At 67.9% G+C, this 15,443-nt stretch carries 14 protein-coding genes; 4 read left to right on the forward strand and 10 right to left on the reverse strand.

The window, feature by feature from the left end; genetic code table 11:
* Positions 1 to 31: 31 nt before the first annotated feature.
* From nifV to ABMY26_RS16955, 4 genes are all read right to left on the reverse strand, one after another.
* Entirely contained in the window at positions 32 to 1,171 is a 1,140-nt protein-coding gene (gene nifV, locus ABMY26_RS16940; RefSeq protein ID WP_372398375.1) for a homocitrate synthase, read from the reverse strand.
* Positions 1,172 to 1,497: 326 nt separating this feature from the next.
* A complete protein-coding gene (gene nifS, locus ABMY26_RS16945; RefSeq protein WP_372398376.1) occupies positions 1,498 to 2,703 on the reverse strand; it encodes a cysteine desulfurase NifS in 1,206 nt (401 codons plus the stop codon).
* Positions 2,704 to 2,717: 14 nt separating this feature from the next.
* Positions 2,718 to 3,641: a Fe-S cluster assembly protein NifU gene (gene nifU / locus ABMY26_RS16950; RefSeq protein WP_045581871.1), complete on the reverse strand. Its 924-nt coding sequence runs from the start codon at positions 3,639 to 3,641 to the stop codon at positions 2,718 to 2,720.
* Positions 3,642 to 3,713: 72 nt separating this feature from the next.
* Positions 3,714 to 4,109 (reverse strand): HesB/IscA family protein, encoded by a 396-nt coding sequence (locus tag ABMY26_RS16955; protein ID WP_372398377.1) that lies wholly within the window; start codon positions 4,107 to 4,109, stop codon positions 3,714 to 3,716.
* Positions 4,110 to 4,412: 303 nt separating this feature from the next.
* Here ABMY26_RS16955 and ABMY26_RS16960 point away from each other — a divergent pair, with 303 nt between their 5' ends.
* The gene (locus tag ABMY26_RS16960) at positions 4,413 to 4,928 is read left to right on the forward strand and encodes a hypothetical protein (RefSeq protein WP_372398378.1); all 516 of its coding nucleotides are present in this window, start codon (positions 4,413 to 4,415) and stop codon (positions 4,926 to 4,928) included.
* Between the two features lie 122 nt (positions 4,929 to 5,050).
* Here the strand turns inward: ABMY26_RS16960 and ABMY26_RS16965 are convergent, their stop codons facing one another.
* On the reverse strand, positions 5,051 to 6,166 hold the full coding sequence (locus tag ABMY26_RS16965; protein ID WP_372398379.1) for an alkene reductase: 1,116 nt from the start codon (positions 6,164 to 6,166) through the stop codon (positions 5,051 to 5,053).
* A gap of 206 nt (positions 6,167 to 6,372) precedes the next feature.
* Here ABMY26_RS16965 and ABMY26_RS16970 point away from each other — a divergent pair, with 206 nt between their 5' ends.
* Entirely contained in the window at positions 6,373 to 7,014 is a 642-nt protein-coding gene (locus tag ABMY26_RS16970; protein ID WP_372398380.1) for a TetR/AcrR family transcriptional regulator, read from the forward strand.
* Here the strand turns inward: ABMY26_RS16970 and rarD are convergent, their stop codons facing one another.
* Both rarD and ABMY26_RS16980 read right to left on the reverse strand, forming a co-directional pair.
* Complete coding sequence (gene rarD / locus ABMY26_RS16975; protein ID WP_372398381.1) at positions 7,015 to 7,935, reverse strand: EamA family transporter RarD; 921 nt, start codon at positions 7,933 to 7,935, stop codon at positions 7,015 to 7,017.
* 101 nt (positions 7,936 to 8,036) lie between these two features.
* A complete protein-coding gene (locus tag ABMY26_RS16980; protein ID WP_372398382.1) occupies positions 8,037 to 8,978 on the reverse strand; it encodes a GNAT family N-acetyltransferase in 942 nt (313 codons plus the stop codon).
* Positions 8,979 to 9,146: 168 nt separating this feature from the next.
* Here ABMY26_RS16980 and ABMY26_RS16985 point away from each other — a divergent pair, with 168 nt between their 5' ends.
* Complete coding sequence (locus tag ABMY26_RS16985) at positions 9,147 to 9,479, forward strand: NHLP leader peptide family RiPP precursor (RefSeq protein ID WP_372398383.1); 333 nt, start codon at positions 9,147 to 9,149, stop codon at positions 9,477 to 9,479.
* A 108-nt stretch (positions 9,480 to 9,587) separates the two neighbouring features.
* Here ABMY26_RS16985 and grxD read toward each other — a convergent pair whose 3' ends face one another.
* The 3 genes from grxD to purB form a co-directional block, all read right to left on the reverse strand.
* Positions 9,588 to 9,929, reverse strand: a complete 342-nt coding sequence (grxD, locus tag ABMY26_RS16990; protein ID WP_045581878.1) for a Grx4 family monothiol glutaredoxin — start codon at positions 9,927 to 9,929, stop codon at positions 9,588 to 9,590.
* A gap of 115 nt (positions 9,930 to 10,044) precedes the next feature.
* A complete protein-coding gene (locus ABMY26_RS16995; protein ID WP_045581879.1) occupies positions 10,045 to 10,284 on the reverse strand; it encodes a BolA family protein in 240 nt (79 codons plus the stop codon).
* A gap of 147 nt (positions 10,285 to 10,431) precedes the next feature.
* Entirely contained in the window at positions 10,432 to 11,727 is a 1,296-nt protein-coding gene (gene purB, locus ABMY26_RS17000; protein ID WP_045581880.1) for an adenylosuccinate lyase, read from the reverse strand.
* Between the two features lie 438 nt (positions 11,728 to 12,165).
* Here purB and ABMY26_RS17005 point away from each other — a divergent pair, with 438 nt between their 5' ends.
* Positions 12,166 to 15,423 (forward strand): EAL domain-containing protein, encoded by a 3,258-nt coding sequence (locus ABMY26_RS17005; protein WP_372398384.1) that lies wholly within the window; start codon positions 12,166 to 12,168, stop codon positions 15,421 to 15,423.
* The last annotated feature ends 20 nt before the right edge of the window (positions 15,424 to 15,443 follow it).

Here is a 15,443-nt window from a genome sequence, read left to right on the forward strand (position 1 = left end):
ATGTGGGTTGCCGGTATGCGGGTCGATGTGTTCATGCCGTGACCGGCACCGGAGTCGCGGCCTCCAGGAAGGCGCGCAACTCGTCCGGCGTCGGCGGACGCTTGGCGCGGGTGGCGAGCGCCCGGACCTGCGGCAGCACCAGCTGCGCCGCGACGTCGTCGCAGGCGATGCCGAGCCGCTCGTAGGCGAGCTTCACCGCCGCGGTGCCGGAATGCTTGCCCAGCACGATGCGGTGCTCGCGCCCGACCTCGGCCGGATCGAAATTCTGGTAGGTGGCACGGTCGCGCAGCAGGCCGTCGACATGGATGCCGGCCTCGTGCGTGAAGACGGCATCGCCGACGATCGACTTGTTGACCGCCACCGGCCGGTTGGATGCCCGCTCCACCAGATCGGAGATGGTGCCGAGCGACCGCGTCTCGACGCCGGTGTCGATGTGGTAGAGGTGCTTCAGCGACACCACCACCTCTTCCAGCGGCGCGTTGCCGGCGCGCTCGCCCAAGCCGTTCACCGTGGTGTTGACATGGGTGGCGCCGCCCAGAACAGCGGCCAGCGAATTGGCGTTGGCGAGGCCCAGGTCGTCATGGGCGTGGATCTCGATCTCCAGGTCGGTGGCCCGGCGCAGCCGTTCGATGCAGGCGCGCGTCTGGAACGGGTCGAGCACGCCCAGCGTGTCGGCGAAGCGGAAGCGGCGGGCGCCGGCGGCCTGGGCGACGGTGGCGGCTGCGATCAGGAAATCCATGTCGGCGCGGGAGGAATCCTCGCCGCCAACGCTGACCTCCAGCCCATGGTCGCGCGCCTGCTTGACCTTGCGTTCGATTTCCGCCAGCGCCCAGGCACGGCTGCGCTTCAGCTTCTTCGTGATGTGGATGTCGGACACCGGCATCGACAGGTTGACGAAGCCGACACCGCAGGACAGCGCCGCCTTCAGGTCGGCGTCGTGCATGCGGCACCACACCATCAGCCGGCCCTTCAGCCCCAGCGAGGCGACGGCGCGGATGCCCTCGCGCTCCTCCTCGCCCATGGCGGGGATGCCGATCTCCTGCTCCGGCACGCCGGCCGCGTCGAGCGCACGGGCGATGGCGATCTTCTCGTCGAGCGTGAAGGCGACACCGGCCGTCTGCTCGCCGTCGCGCAGCGTGGTGTCGTTGATGGTGGCGAAGGTGATGGGCATGGGGGCACCTTCTGGGAACGTTGTTGCCGCGGATGCCCCCTCCCCATCCCTCCCCCTCTTCGAGGGAGAGGGGGTAGGAACTTTGTGGGGAAATTTGCAAAGGAGCGGCGGCAGTCCCCTCTCCCGCGAAGCTCTCGCACAAAGCTGCGCTTTGTGCTGACGCGGCAGGCGGACCATAGGTCCGCTGGGAGCGGGGGAGGGCTAGGGAGGGGGCAAAGCGCTGCCCCCATCAGAAGTGTCGCAGACCGGGCCGGGAACCCGCCCCGACGGGGTGTCGTCGGGCGGGGTGCCGGGACGAACCCCCGGCCCGGCCTGCGATTCCGGTGTTACGAATAGACGGGTGCGAATTCCTTCGGCTTGCCAGCTTCCTGCTGCCAGTAGGGCGACAGACTGCGCAGCTTGGCGATGATGCCCGGCACCACGGCGATGACCCGGTCGATCTCCTCTTCCGTCGTCTCGCGCGACAGGGAGAAGCGGGTCGCCCCGTGCGCTGCCGTGTAGGGCACGCCCATGGCGCGCATGACGTGGCTGGGCTCCAGCGAGCCCGAGGTGCAGGCCGAACCGGACGACGCGGCGATGCCGGCCTCGTTCAGCAGCAGCAGGATCGCCTCGCCCTCGATGTACTCGAAGGCGATGTTGCAGGTGTTGGGCAGGCGATGGTCCGGGTTGCCGGTGACGAAGCAGCTCGGGACCGCCGCCAGGATCGCCTTTTCCAGCTTGTCGCGCAGCGCCTTCACCCGCGTGTTCTCGTCGCCCATATGGACCAGCGCCAGCTGGGCGGCGGCGCCCAGCCCGACGATGCCCGGCGCGTTCTCGGTGCCGGCGCGGCGCGAGCGCTCCTGGTGGCCGCCGCGCAGCATCGGGCGGAAGCGCAGGCCGCGCTTGACGTAGAGCGCGCCGATCCCCTTGGGGGCGTGCAGTTTGTGGCCGGACAGCGACAGCATGTCGATGGCGCTGTCGGCCAGCTTCATCGGGATCTTGCCGACCGACTGGACCGCATCGGTGTGGAAGATTGCGCCGACCTCCTTGGCCATGCGCGCCAGTTCCTCGACCGGGAAGATCGTCCCGGTCTCGTTGTTGGCCCACATGATCGAGACGATGGCGACCTGATCGGACAGGGCTGCGCGGTAGGCCTCCATGTCGAGGTCGCCCTTGCCGTCGACCGGGATGCGGTGGACCTTGTAGCCGCGCTTCTTCTCCAGATACTCGCACAGCGACAGCACGCCGGGATGCTCGACCACGCTGGTGACGATCTCGCGCTTCTTCGGGTAGGCCTCCAGCGCCGACAGGATGGCGGTGTTGTCGCTTTCCGTCCCGCCGGAGGTGAAGACGATCTCGCTGTCGTGGGCCGCGCCCAGCACTGCCTGGACCTGCTTGCGCGCCCATTCGATCTTGCCGCCCACCGCGGCGCCGAAGCCGTGCATCGACGACGGGTTGCCGAAATGCTCGGTGAAGAGCGGCAGCATCTCCTGGAGGATTTCCGGGTCGACGCGGGTGGTGGCGTTGTTGTCGAGATAGATGCCCTGGCTCATGGTCAGGCTTCCTTTCAACCGGCGTGGGCGGGCAGGAGGGAGGCCGGCTTGACGCGCACGAACTCGCCCAGCTTCTCGACCAGCTTCATCTGCACGCCCATCATCGTGCCTGCCGACTGCGAACAGCCGGAGCAGGCGCCGGTCAGGCGGACGTAGATATCCTTGCCGTCGATGTCGACCAGTTCCACGTCGCCGCCGTCACGCTGGATCTGCGGCCGCATCTCCTCGATCGCGCCCATGATGACCTGCATGCGCTGGACGTTGGTCAGCTTGGGCGCGGCGGCCGGCTCGGCCTTCGGCTCCAGCGGCTTGATCGCGTCCAGCCCGACGGTGCCCGGCGTGTGCTTCCTGGCGGGCTTCAGGGCGCCGGTCTTGGCCATCACCTCCTCCAGCACCTCCTCGATCTTCTCGTGGCAGGTCTGGCAGGAGCCGCCGGCCTTGGTGTAGTGGGTGACCTCCTCCAGCGTGGTCAGGCCGTTGACGGTCACCGCGCGCTCGATCATGGCGGCGTCGATGCCGAAGCACTTGCAGACCAGCTCGCCTTCCTCATGGTCGTCTTCCCACGCCTCGCCCTTGTAGTTGGCGATGGCGGCGCGCAGGGCCTCGGCACCCATGACCGAGCAGTGCATCTTCTCCGGCGGCAGGCCGCCCAGATACTCGGCGATGTCGCGGTTGGTCAGGACCAGCGCCTCGTCCACCGTCTTGCCGATGATCATCTCGGTCAGCGCCGACGAGGAGGCGATGGCCGAACCGCAGCCGAAGGTCTGGAACTTGGCGTCCTCGATGATCTGGGTGTCGGGATCGACCTTCAGCATCAGACGCAGGGCGTCGCCGCAGGTGATGGAGCCGACCTCGCCAACCGCGTTGGCGGTATCCAGGACACCGGAGTTCTTCGGGTTGAAGAAGTGTTCCTTGACCTTGTCGGTGTAGTTCCACATGTCGCTGCTGCCTTTCCGTGGGGTGCGCGCCTTGGGGAAGAAATCCGGGGGGAAGAAATCCGTTGCCGGTGATCAGTGCGTCGAATAGGGCGCCGACGAGCCGCAGCCCGACGAGGTGGTCGAGCAGGAGCCGCCGCTCTCGCCACCGGCGGAGAAGGACTTGCCGCAGCCGCAGCTGCTGGTGGCGTTCGGGTTGTCGAACTTGAAGCCCGACCCCTCGATCCCCTCGACGAAATCGACCACCACGCCATCCAGGAAGGGCTGGCTGTTGGCGTCGACGAAGATGGTGACCGGGCCGAAGCTGAACACCGCGTCCTCGTCGGTGGCCGCCGCCTCCAGCCCCATCTGGTATTTCAGGCCGGCGCAGCCGCCGTCGGTCACCGCGATGCGCAAGCCGGCGGCGCCGCCGCCCGACTTCGCCAGGACCTGTTCCAGGGTGGAAACCGCCGCATCCGTCAGCGTCACCATGTCCCGCCTCCTCAAAACGCGTTGCCGGGGTGCCGGCCGATCTGACGAGGAGAAAAGCAAAGGGTGTGCCAACTGATCAAACCATTGATTTTCAACGATTGTCAGGTTGCCGGAGGCTGGCGCGATTCCGACAAAGTTTCGCAGGCGTATGAATTTGTCGGGTTTGGCGCGTGTCGCCTTTGCGACAGCAGCGACACTTTGCCGCACAAAGAGATTGTGGTCTTTCCCTCTCCCCGCGCGCCTACCATCTACCGTCGTCGGTGCGTCGGATGGTTGAACGAGACAGCGGAAGGGTGAGGGGAGATGGACCAGCCGATCGAGCTCAGGATGTCGAACGGCCGCATGGCCTTCGGCGACGTGCCCGAACACATCGACGACTTGCTGCAGGAGGCGGTGAAGGCGCGGGATGTGCCGGAGGCCTGCGAGGCGCTGTTGTGGGAGGCCCACCGCCAGGGACCGCGCGTGCTGCCGGTCTTCTATGCGCTCTACAAATTCTACTTCAACCGCAAGAAGCTGGCCGAGGCCGAGCGGGTGGCCCGCATCGGGCTGGACTCGGCGGCCCAGCAGGGCGGCTTCCCCGCCGACTGGTCGCAACTGACCGTGGGGACCACCGACTGGTCGGCGGCCGGGCCGGCGCGCTTCTTCCTGTTCACCATGAAGGCGCTGGCCTTCATCGAACTGCGCCGCCACAACCGCGACAAGGCGCTGGCCATCCTCGCCAAGATGGCGGAGATCGATCCGGTGGACCAGGTCGGCTACGGCACCATCGCCGCGCTGGCCCGCGGACTGGACGGCGAGCCCGGGGCAGGACCGGCGTAGCGCACGTCAAAAAAATCCCCCGGCCGGGCGGACCCGGGCCGGGGGCAGGGGGAATATGCGTCTCACGACGCGGTCACGACGCGCTCTCACGTCGAGGGCGTGCGGCGGTGGCGTGCGGCGCGTCAGGCCGCGACGGACTCCAGCGCCGGATAGTCGGTGTAACCCTTGGCGGTGCCACCGTAATAGGCGTTGCGGTCGGCCTCGGCCAACGGCGCGTCGGTGCGGAAGCGCAGCGGCAGGTCCGGGTTGGAGATGAAGGCCTCGCCGAAGCTGACCGCGTCGGCCTCTCCCTTCGCCAGCGCCGCGTCGGCGTCGGTCCGGCTGTAGCCGCCATTGAGGATGAACGGTCCCTTGAAGGCCGCGCGCAGGGCCGCGGCGACATGGGGAGCGCCCTCCGGCGGTGCCATATGGTGGCCGGGGCGCCCTTCGATCACATGCAGATAGGCGAGGCTGAACGGGTTCAGCGCCTGGGTGATCGACAGGAAATGCGGCAGCGGATCGCTGTCGCCCATGTCGTTGAACACGCCGGTCGGCGACAGGCGGACACCGATGCGGTCGGCGCCGACGGCATGGGCGGTGGCCTCCAGGATTTCCAGCAGGAACCGGCACCGGTTCTCCACGCTGCCGCCATAGCGGTCGGTGCGTGCGTTGGTACGGTCGCGCAGGAACTGGTCGACCAGATAGCCGTTGGCCGCATGGATTTCGACGCCGTCCAGGCCGGCGTCGAAGACGGCGCGCTTGGCCGCATCGGCGAAATGGCGGACCAGCGCCGGGATCTCGTCGGTTTCCAGCGCGCGGGGCACCGGGAACGGCTCCATGCCGGCGCCGGTGTAGAGCTGGCCCTTGGCGGCGATGGCCGACGGGGCGAGCGGGGCCGCGCCGTTCGGCTGGAACAGCGGGTGGGAGATGCGGCCGACATGCCAGAGCTGCGTCACGATGCGGCCGCCGGCCGTGTGGACCGCTTCGGCCACCGCGCGCCAGGCGTGGGTCTGGGCGTCGGTGTGGATGCCCGGGGTGTTGGGATAGCCCTGGGCGGTGTCGCAGACCTGCGTCGCTTCGGTGATGATCAGGCCGGCCGATGCGCGCTGCGCATAATATTCGGCGGTGAGTTCGGTCGGGCAGTTGCCCGCACCGGCGCGGCTGCGCGTCATCGGCGCCATGATGACGCGGTTCGGCAGTTCGATGGCGCCGAGGCGCAGCGGCGTGAACAGATCCGGCGTGTCGGTGCTTTGCGGCATGGCGGGAATACCCCCTGTTGGGCAATCGGCTTGTATGTATGTGAGTACATACTTGAACCGCAGCGCGCCGCTTGTCAAGTATGTAGCTGCATACTTATTATCGAGCCGAACGGGGCCCCGCTTTTCCGGCTGTGCCCCTGCGGTGGTCGGGCTGAGAGGGTCGTGGTTTGGACGCGAACAAGGAAACGGACGGCTGTTGCCCGGGCATGGACGGGGCAGAGGGTGGTGCCGAGGGCGGTTGCGAGGGTGGCGGGCGCAAGCGTGACCGTGCCGCGACCGAAGGCGCGCTGCTCGACGCCGCCAAGGCGGTGTTCGCCGAACGCGGCTTCGACGCGGCGACGACGCGCGAGATCGCCGGCCGGGCCGGGGTCAACGAACAGCTGATCCAGCGTTACTTCTCCGGCAAGAGCGGACTGCTGCTGGCGGTGGTGGAGCGCTACTGGCGCGAGGAAGCGGGCGGCTGCGACCTGCCGCCCCTGCATGAGGATCTGGAAACCGACCTCGCCCGCTTCCTGCACGCCCAGTTGAAGCACAGCTGGAAATGCCGCGACTTCACCCGCGTGGTGCTGGCGCGCGCGCTGGTCGATCCGGCCATCGCCGACGAGATGGCGCGCACCCTGTCGCAAAGCCGCATTCCCTGCCTGCTGAAGCGGCTGGAAGGCCATCGCGACCGCGGCGCCATCGCTGCCGACGCCGACCTCGCCAATGTGGCGGCCGGCATCGCGACGCTCAGCTTCGGGCTGGGCTTCCTCGATCAGGTGGTGTTCGGCCGCGAGGACGCAGGCATCTGCGCCATGGTCGGGACGCTGGCCCACACCATCGCCCACGGCCTGACGCCGCGGACATAACTACTTCGCCGTTGCCGCCGCCCGTGTCCGGTGGCTGTGGACCGCATCGGCGGTGAAGACCGCGAGCGCCAGCCAGATGCAGGCGAAGGCCGTGGCATGGCTGGCGGTGAAGGCCTCGCCATAGACCAGCACGCCCAGCAGCAATTGCCCGATCGGCCCGACATATTGCAGCAGACCCATGGTGGTCAGCGTCAGGCGCGACGCGCCGATCATGAACAGCACCAGCGGCACCGCGGTCATCGGCCCGGCCAGGACCAGCAGGATGCTCTCGCCCCAGGCATGGCCGAACGCCCCGCCGCCGCCCAGCCACAGCAGATAGCCCAGCGCCGCCGGCAGCAGCAGCGCGGTTTCCACCAGCAGCCCGATCACCGGGTCCACCGCCGCCTTCTTGCGCACCAGCGCATAGAAGCCGAAGGACAGGGCCAGCGACAGCGCAACCCAGGGCACCGCGCCATAGCTGACGACCAGGCTGCCGACGCCGGCACTGGCGATCGCCACGGCGAGCATCTGGCCGCGGCTCAGCCGTTCGTTCAGGAACAGCACGCCCAGCAGCACATTGACCAGCGGGTTGATGAAATAGCCCAGGCTGGCCTCGACCAGCCGGCTGTTCACCACCGCCCAGATGAAGACCGTCCAGTTGGTGGTCACCAGCAGGGTGGTGACCAGGAACACGCCCAGCCGGCGCCAACTGCCGACCGCATTGACGATGGCCGCCGGGCCGCGGGTGGCCAGCACGGCGACGCCGACCAGAACCACCGTCCACACCACGCGGTGGGCGACGATTTCGACCGCGCCGACATCGCCCAGCGACTTGAAGAAGACCGGGTTGACCAGCCCCCAGATCAAGTACGAGGACAACGCCGCGGCAAACGCCGCGGTCGTGGAGGTCGGAGCCTTGGCGGCGGTCGGGGTCTGAGCCATGCCGTCCGTTTAGCATATAATTTGAGCAGCGCGGCAGCCGGGCACCGGGCATGGCCGAACTGCGTGCGCGGCATGCTGGAGCGGCATGCCGCCCGGACATGCTAGGGGTTGAGCAGCCGCTCGCTCGCCATCATCCGGTCGGTCCAGTGGGCGTGCGGCTCGAACCGCCGTTCGAACAGACGCCACATGCCGGGCTGGCCGCTGGCGGTTTCGATCACCGCCACCGCATCGCCGCCATGCCGTGCCGCCACCCGCTCGGCCCCTTCGGCATAGGCGCCCATCAGCCAGCCGCGCCGGTCGTAAGGCGGCCTCACCCAGCCGACCGGGAAGAACCAGCGCGCCGCCGCCGGCTGTTGGACGCACAGCGCCCAGCCGACGATTTCGTCGGCCGCATCGCCGATCACCAGCGACAGGTCGGGGTCGAGCGCGTTGCGCCAGTGCCTGGGCTGTGCCCAGCTGGGCGCCTCGCCGCGCTCGATCAGCGTCTGCGCCAGCGCCTCGCCTCCGGTCCCGCGTTCCCGCCAGGACCACAGCCGGAACCCCTCCGCCTGCATCCGCGCCATCAGCGAATCGCGGTCGCGGAACACCGCCACCGTGTCGCGGACCGCGCCGCAGATGCGCAGGCGCGCCGGCTCCGGTTCCGGCCAGCCGGCGGCACGCAGCGTCGCGGCGAAGGCTGCGGCCCCCGGCAGCCGGTCGGAATAGTCGACGGTCAGCCGCCGCACGCCCAGCGCAAGCAGATGGTCCTCCAGGGCCGTCAGCAGCCGCAGGGCGAGGCCCCGCCTGCGGTGGCTGCGGGCCACCATCAGCGACAGCAGGGCCTGTCTCCCGTCTTCCAGCGGCCAGCCGGGTGCGACGCCGCTCAGGGCCAGGCCGGCCGGCCGGCCGCCGTCCCAGGCCGCCACCGCGCAAGGCCGGCACAGCCGCCGCTCCCCAGGATCGGCCAGCGACATCAGCGAGCGATAGGAGGGCCAGGTCAGCGGGGCCAGCGCCTCCGCCTCGCAAATGGCGACGGGCCGGATGACTTCGGGGTGAGGAGACATCGATCATTTTCCCGCATCGGCGTCGCGATCAAGGGCGGTATGGAAATACCATTTCTACTTGTCGGGTCGATGATTGCCGGTATATAGCGGGCTTATGGCCATGTCTATGCTTGCCATATGGCAGATCGACACGGTTTCAAATTTTAAACAATTGCAAGAAGGTGTCCTATGACTTCGCAAGCCGGTGTCGATCCGCTCCTGCAACTCCGCCGTCAGGCCGAAGCGGCCCTGGTGGACCGTGCGCAGTCGGACGCGGCATTCCGTGCCCTGCTGGTGAAGGACCCGCACGCGGCCTTGAAGACGCTGTTCGGCACCGATCCGATCCCCGGCATCGTTCTGAAGGTGGTCGAGGAGCAGCCGGGCGAGATGACCCTGGTCCTGCCCGCCGCCGACCAGAGCGAGCTGCCGGACGATCTGCTGGATCTCGCGTCGGGCGGAACCAGCTTTTCGGCCTTCATCCTGTACGGTCCCAACGACGCGCCGCCGAAGCAGAAGAAGTAAGGCGCGCCGCGCATACGGATAAAAGTGCGCCCAAGCAAAAAGCCCCGCCGGAGCGGGGCTTTTTCCATTCCGGCACCGGACCGGCCGGCACCGGACCGGAGCGCGACGTCAGGCAGCGGCACCGGTGGCGACGCCCTTGTCGGCCATCAGGCTCTGCAGCTCGCCGCTCTCGTACATCTCGCGGACGATGTCGCAGCCGCCGACCAGCTCGCCCTTGACGTAGAGCTGCGGGAAGGTCGGCCAGTTCGAATATTCCTTCAGGCCCTGGCGCAGGCCCGGCTCCTCCAGGATGTTGACGCCCTTGAACTTGACGCCGACATGGCTCAGCACCTGGACGACGGCGGCAGAGAAGCCGCACTGCGGGAACACCGGGGTTCCCTTCATGTAGAGCACGACATCGTTGCCCTTGAGGTCCTGTTCGATGCGCTCGACGACGTTCTGATCGACCATGACTTGGATGATCCTTCCGATGGGGCCCGGCGGAGCCGGAGCCCGGTCCTTTTGGGATGTCTTTCGACGTGTGGTGACGCGCCTTGTGCTCAGGCGCCTTCCGGCACTGCTGTTCTCAGGCGCCTTCCGGCACCGCGGTGGTCAGCGCCAGGGCGTGCAGTTCGCCGCCCATCTTGCCCTGAAGGGCGGCGTAGACCATCTGGTGCTGCTGCACCCGGCTCTTGCCCTTGAAGGCGGTTGAGGTGACGAGCGCGGCATAATGGTCGCCGTCGCCTCGCAGATCCGCGATCTCGACGACCGCGTCCGGGATGCCCTCCTTGATGAGCTTTTCGATCGTGGCGGCTTCCATCGCCATGGGTCCAGTCCTCGCTCTGTTCAGGATTGCCCCGCCCGGGCACATGCTTCTCGAGATAGAGTAGGTGCGGCCGGGCCGTTTGTCATCCACCCGCGAAGATTTGCCGATCTGCGGAAGACGCCGTGACGGCCCGGCAGGATCAGGATGTCACTCGCCGAACACGCGCTTGAACACGGTGTCGACATGCTTGGTGTGGTAGGTCATGTCGAACATCGGCTCCAGCCGGTCGCGGCCGATATGCTTGGCGATGTCCGGGTCGTTCGAGAGCATGTCGAGGTAGTTGCCGCCCTTCTCCCACACGTGCATGGCGTTGCGCTGCACCGCCTTGTAGCTGTCCTCGCGGCTCATGCCGGCCTGGGTCAGCGCCAGCAGGACGCGCTGCGAGAACACCAGCCCGCCCAGATCGTCCAGGTTCTTCTGCATGCGCTCGGGATAGACCACCAGCTTTTCCATCATGCCGGTCAGCCGCGCCAGCGCGAAGTCCAGCGTGACGGTGGCGTCGGGGCCGATCATGCGCTCGACCGAGCTGTGGGAGATGTCGCGCTCGTGCCACAGCGCGACGTTCTCCAGCGCCGGGACCACGGCGGCGCGCACGATGCGGGCAAGGCCGGTCAGGTTCTCCGACAGCACCGGGTTGCGCTTGTGCGGCATCGCCGACGAACCCTTCTGGCCGGGGTGGAAATACTCCTCCGCCTCGCGCACCTCGGTGCGCTGGAGATGGCGGATTTCCGTGGCCAGATTCTCGATGCTCGACGCGATCACGCCCAGCACGGAGAAGAAGAAGGCGTGGCGGTCGCGCGGGATGACCTGGGTCGACACCGGCTCCACCGCCAGCCCCAGCTTGGCGGCGACATGCTCCTCCACCCGCGGGTCGATGTTGGCGAAGGTGCCGACCGCGCCGGAGATGGCGCAGGTGGCGATGTCCCGGCGTGCCTGCACCAGACGCTCGCGCCCGCGGACGAAGGCGGCGTAATGGCCTGCCAGCTTCAGGCCGAAGGTGGTCGGCTCGGCGTGGATCCCGTGGCTGCGGCCGATGGTGACGGTGTCCTTGTGCTCGTACGCCCGGCGCTTCAGCGCGGCGAGCAGAGCGTCCATGTCGGCGAGCAGCAGGTCGGCGGCCTGGGTCATCTGCACCGACAGGCAGGTGTCCAGCACGTCCGACGAGGTCATGCCCTGGTGGACGAAGCGGGCCTCGGGGCCGACATATTCGGCGAGGTTGGTGAGGAAGGCGATGACGTCATGGCGGGTTTCGCGCTCGATCTCGTCGATGCGGTCGATCTCCCACTTGCCGCGCTCCCACACGGCCTTGGCGGCCTCCTTCGGGATCACGCCCAGCTCGGCCTGCGCGTCGCAGGCGTGCGCCTCGATCTCGAACCAGATGCGGAAGCGGTTTTCCGGCTCCCAGATGCGGGCCATTTCGGGGCGGGTGTAGCGGGGGATCATCGGCACTCTCCGGAGGATGCGGGCGCTTGTTCGAAGGACGGCTGCGGGTCTCAGTAGCACGCGCGCGCGACCATAGCGGCGGCGGCGCGCGTTTTAAAGCCTCGCGATGGCGACCGGCTCCCGGGCATGGCGGGAGGGACGCTGCGCCCGTGTTAATCTTCATGGCCGAACCGTTGCCGGGCTAAGGGAATCCGCGCCTAAGGGAAAAGCCGGGCGCCGGTGGCCGGCCATGGCAGGATTTGCGGCTCTTTTTCCCTGCCGTCGATGTTCGGTGCGTCATCAATCCATCAGGGGGCGAGGAAAACAGTCAAAGAGTCGCGCCCTGGTGTGTTCCATTCGCTTGCGGTTGAATCCATGCGAGTATTAAGCAACACTTGTGAAGCGCCGGGGGGTTGCCCCTGACCGCTCTTCGTCATGTCTGTTCTCAGGGAGCCCTTCTTGTCCGACCCAGTCGCCGAGCTGGTCCGCGTGCCGTCGCGCTCGTCCGACGAGGCCCGGCTCTACCGCCTGCAATTCCTGGCATCGATGGCGCTGGTGTCGGCGCTCGTCATGGGGCTCGGCCTTTATTTCGTCTGGCAGCACTGGGCCGACCTGGAGCACGACCTGCAGCAGAGCGAGGCGCGCTATGTCCAGGAGCAGCATCAGGCGCTGGTGCAGGAGGTGGAGAATGCGCAATCCTACCTCGCCTACATGCGCTCGCGGGTCGAGCCGCTGCTGAAGGAGCAGCTGCGCTCCCAGGTCGACGAGGCCTATGCAATCGCCCGCAGCGTGTATGAGCGGCAAAAGGACATCCTTCCCGAGCAGGCGGTCAAGGAATCGATCAAGGAGACTCTGCGGCCGCTGCGCTTCTCGGCCGGGCGCGGCTACTATTTCATCAACGATCTGAACGGCGGATCGGTGCTGATGCCGGTCGACCCGTCGCGCGAGGGGACCTTTTCCGCCGCCGGGTCCGACCCGCAATGGACTGCGGTGGTGCGCGAACTGATGCGGGCGGCCCAGGACCCCGCCCTGCGCAACTTCGCCCGCTACCGCTGGCGCATGCCGGGCGACCCGTCGCAGACGGTCGACAAGCTGGCCTTCGTCCGCCGCTTCGAGCCCTATGACTGGCTGCTCGGCGCCGGCGACTCGCTGGGCGCGGTGGAGGCGCGGCTGCAGCACGAATCGCTGGAGCGGCTGCGCGCCTTCCGGTTCGGCGAGACCGGCTATATCGGCGTGCTTCGCGAGGATGGGCAGGTGCTGCTGTCGCCGACCGCCCCGGCATCGGAAGGGATGAATGCCAGCGACCTGCCCTGGCAGACCGAACGCGACCTGATCGCCCGTCTGCTCGAACAGGGACGCCAGGGCGGCGGGGAGGTGCGCTACGACTGGATCCACCCGGTCACCGCGCAGCCGACGCCGAAGATGGCCTATGTCTCCGCCCCCACGGTGTGGGGCTGGATGCTGGTCGCCGGCTTCTATATCGACGACGTCGGCAAGGAGATGGAACAGCGCCGGGCGGAGATCAGCCGCGGCGTCAACCAGCGCGTCTGGACCACCGTCGCGGTGCTGGCGGTGGCGCTGGCCGCGTCGGTCTGCGTCTCCTGGCTGGTCACCGGCTGGATCCGGCGCATCGTCGGCAGCTACCAGCTGCGGGCCCGGCGCAGCGACAGCATGCTGCGGGAAAGGGCCCGCCAGCTCTACCTCGCCAACTTCTTCGTGGACCATGTCTCCGAAATCGTCGTTCTGGCCGACGCGCAGCTGCGCCTCGCCTATGTCAATCCCTTCGGTCTTCGGGCGCTGGGCGGGTCGCCGGAGGATCTGGCGATGGGGCCGGCCGACCTGCTGGAGCATTTCGCCGCCGAGGGCGAGGACGCGGCCAGCCATTACGAAACCCTCTATCACACCCCCGACGGCCGGGTGCTGGAGCTGGAGGTCACCGCCAGCCGGATCACCTATGAGGGCGAGGTCTATTATTCCGCCATCGCCCGCGACATTTCCGAGCGCAAGCGGGCGGAATGGCAGCTGAGGCTGTCGGCCAAGGTGTTCGACAACGCGGCCGAGGGCATGTTCGTTGCCAACGACCACCTGCAGATCGTCGCCGCCAACGACGCCTTCGTCCGCATCACCGGCTTCGATCGGGAGGAGGTGCTGGGGCGCGGTCCGGAGTTCCTGCGCTCCGACCGCAACCCGCCCGGCTTCTACGAGGATCTCTGGGTTCAGCTGGCCGCCAGCGGCCATTGGGCCGGCGAGATCTGGAGCACCCGCAAGAACGGCGAGATGTTCCCGGAATGGCTGAGCATCAAGCTGGTTCGGAACGAGGACGGAGCGGCGGTCAACTATATCGCCGCATTCACCGACATCACCGAAACCCGTGCGCAGGAGGAGCGGATCCGCCATCTGGCGCAGTTCGACTTCCTGACCGACCTGCCCAACCGCTTCCTGCTGCGCGACCGGCTGGAGCGGGCGATGCTGGCCGCCGGCCGGCACGGCAGCAAGGTGGGGCTGCTGTTCGTCGATCTCGACCGTTTCAAGACCATCAACGACAGCCTGGGCCATCAGGTCGGCGACATCCTGCTGCGCGAGGTGGCGACCCGGCTTCTCGACACCGTGCGGGCCAGCGACACGGTCAGCCGCCAGGGCGGCGACGAGTTCATCATCCTGATCGGCGACATGAGCAGCCCTGATTCGGCCGGCATCGTGGCGCGCAAGGTGCTCCGCGCGCTGTCCGACCCCTACCTGATCGACGGGCACGAACTGCTGGTCACGCCGTCCATCGGCGTCGCCGTCTATCCCGACGATGGCACCGGCATCGACGCGCTGCTGAAGAGCGCCGACATGGCGATGTATGCCGCCAAGGAGGCCGGGCGCGCCACCTACCGCTTCTTCACGCCGGAACTGAACCGCCGCGCGTCGGACCGGATGTGGACGGAGAACAACCTGCGCCGCGCGCTGGCCAACAACGAGCTGGAACTGCATTTCCAGCCGCAATTCTCGCTGGACGGCCGCCGGCTGATCGGGGCGGAGGCGCTGGTGCGCTGGCGCCAGCCCGACGGCACGCTGATCATGCCGGGCCAGTTCATCCCGATCGCCGAGGACACCGGGCTGATCCTGCCGCTGGGCGACTGGGTGCTGGGCGAGGCCTGCCGTCGTGCGGCGGACCTGCTGCGCCACCGGGATCTGCAGATCGCCATCAACCTGTCGGCGGTGCAGGTCCGCCGCCCCGGCCTGGCGGAGCGGGTGGCGGGCTGGCTGTCGGCCTACGGCATCCCGCCGTCGGCGCTGGAGCTGGAGGTGACGGAAAGCGTCCTGATGGACGAATCCGACGTGGTGACGGAAACCTTCTCGCAGCTGCGCGAGATGGGGGTTTCGCTCGCCATCGACGATTTCGGGACCGGTTATTCGTCGCTGGCCTATCTGAAGCGCTTCCGCGTCGACAAGCTGAAGATCGACCGCAGCTTCGTCAGCGGCCTGCGCGCCGGCAACCCGGACAGCGGCGCCATCGCCGAGGCGATCATCGGCATGGCCCGGTCCTTGCGCATGCAGACGCTGGCGGAAGGGGTCGAAACCGAGGAGCAGTATGGCTGCCTCGTCGCGATGGGCTGCGACCAGTGCCAGGGCTATCTGCTGGGCCGGCCGATGCCGTACGACGATTTCCTCGCCTTCGTCCGGCGAGACGGCCGCCCGGCGGAAAACCGGGTGGCGGAGGCTGTGGAGTAGGGGGCGGGGATCGCCCACCG

The organism is Azospirillum sp. HJ39 (genome assembly GCF_041507355.1).
Lineage (GTDB): Bacteria > Pseudomonadota > Alphaproteobacteria > Azospirillales > Azospirillaceae > Azospirillum > Azospirillum thiophilum.

Bases quoted from the DNA above. Each gene is read 5' to 3' on its own strand.
- nifV (WP_372398375.1), bottom strand. From the start codon at position 1,171: ATGCCCATCACCTTCGCCACCATCAACGACACCACGCTGCGCGACGGC.
- nifS (WP_372398376.1), bottom strand. From the start codon at position 2,703: ATGAGCCAGGGCATCTATCTCGACAACAACGCCACCACCCGCGTCGAC.
- nifU (WP_045581871.1), bottom strand. From the start codon at position 3,641: ATGTGGAACTACACCGACAAGGTCAAGGAACACTTCTTCAACCCGAAG.
- ABMY26_RS16955 (WP_372398377.1), bottom strand. From the start codon at position 4,109: ATGGTGACGCTGACGGATGCGGCGGTTTCCACCCTGGAACAGGTCCTG.
- ABMY26_RS16960 (WP_372398378.1), top strand. From the start codon at position 4,413: ATGGACCAGCCGATCGAGCTCAGGATGTCGAACGGCCGCATGGCCTTC.
- ABMY26_RS16965 (WP_372398379.1), bottom strand. From the start codon at position 6,166: ATGCCGCAAAGCACCGACACGCCGGATCTGTTCACGCCGCTGCGCCTC.
- ABMY26_RS16970 (WP_372398380.1), top strand. From the start codon at position 6,373: ATGGACGGGGCAGAGGGTGGTGCCGAGGGCGGTTGCGAGGGTGGCGGG.
- rarD (WP_372398381.1), bottom strand. From the start codon at position 7,935: ATGGCTCAGACCCCGACCGCCGCCAAGGCTCCGACCTCCACGACCGCG.
- ABMY26_RS16980 (WP_372398382.1), bottom strand. From the start codon at position 8,978: ATGTCTCCTCACCCCGAAGTCATCCGGCCCGTCGCCATTTGCGAGGCG.
- ABMY26_RS16985 (WP_372398383.1), top strand. From the start codon at position 9,147: ATGACTTCGCAAGCCGGTGTCGATCCGCTCCTGCAACTCCGCCGTCAG.
- grxD (WP_045581878.1), bottom strand. From the start codon at position 9,929: ATGGTCGATCAGAACGTCGTCGAGCGCATCGAACAGGACCTCAAGGGC.
- ABMY26_RS16995 (WP_045581879.1), bottom strand. From the start codon at position 10,284: ATGGCGATGGAAGCCGCCACGATCGAAAAGCTCATCAAGGAGGGCATC.
- purB (WP_045581880.1), bottom strand. From the start codon at position 11,727: ATGATCCCCCGCTACACCCGCCCCGAAATGGCCCGCATCTGGGAGCCG.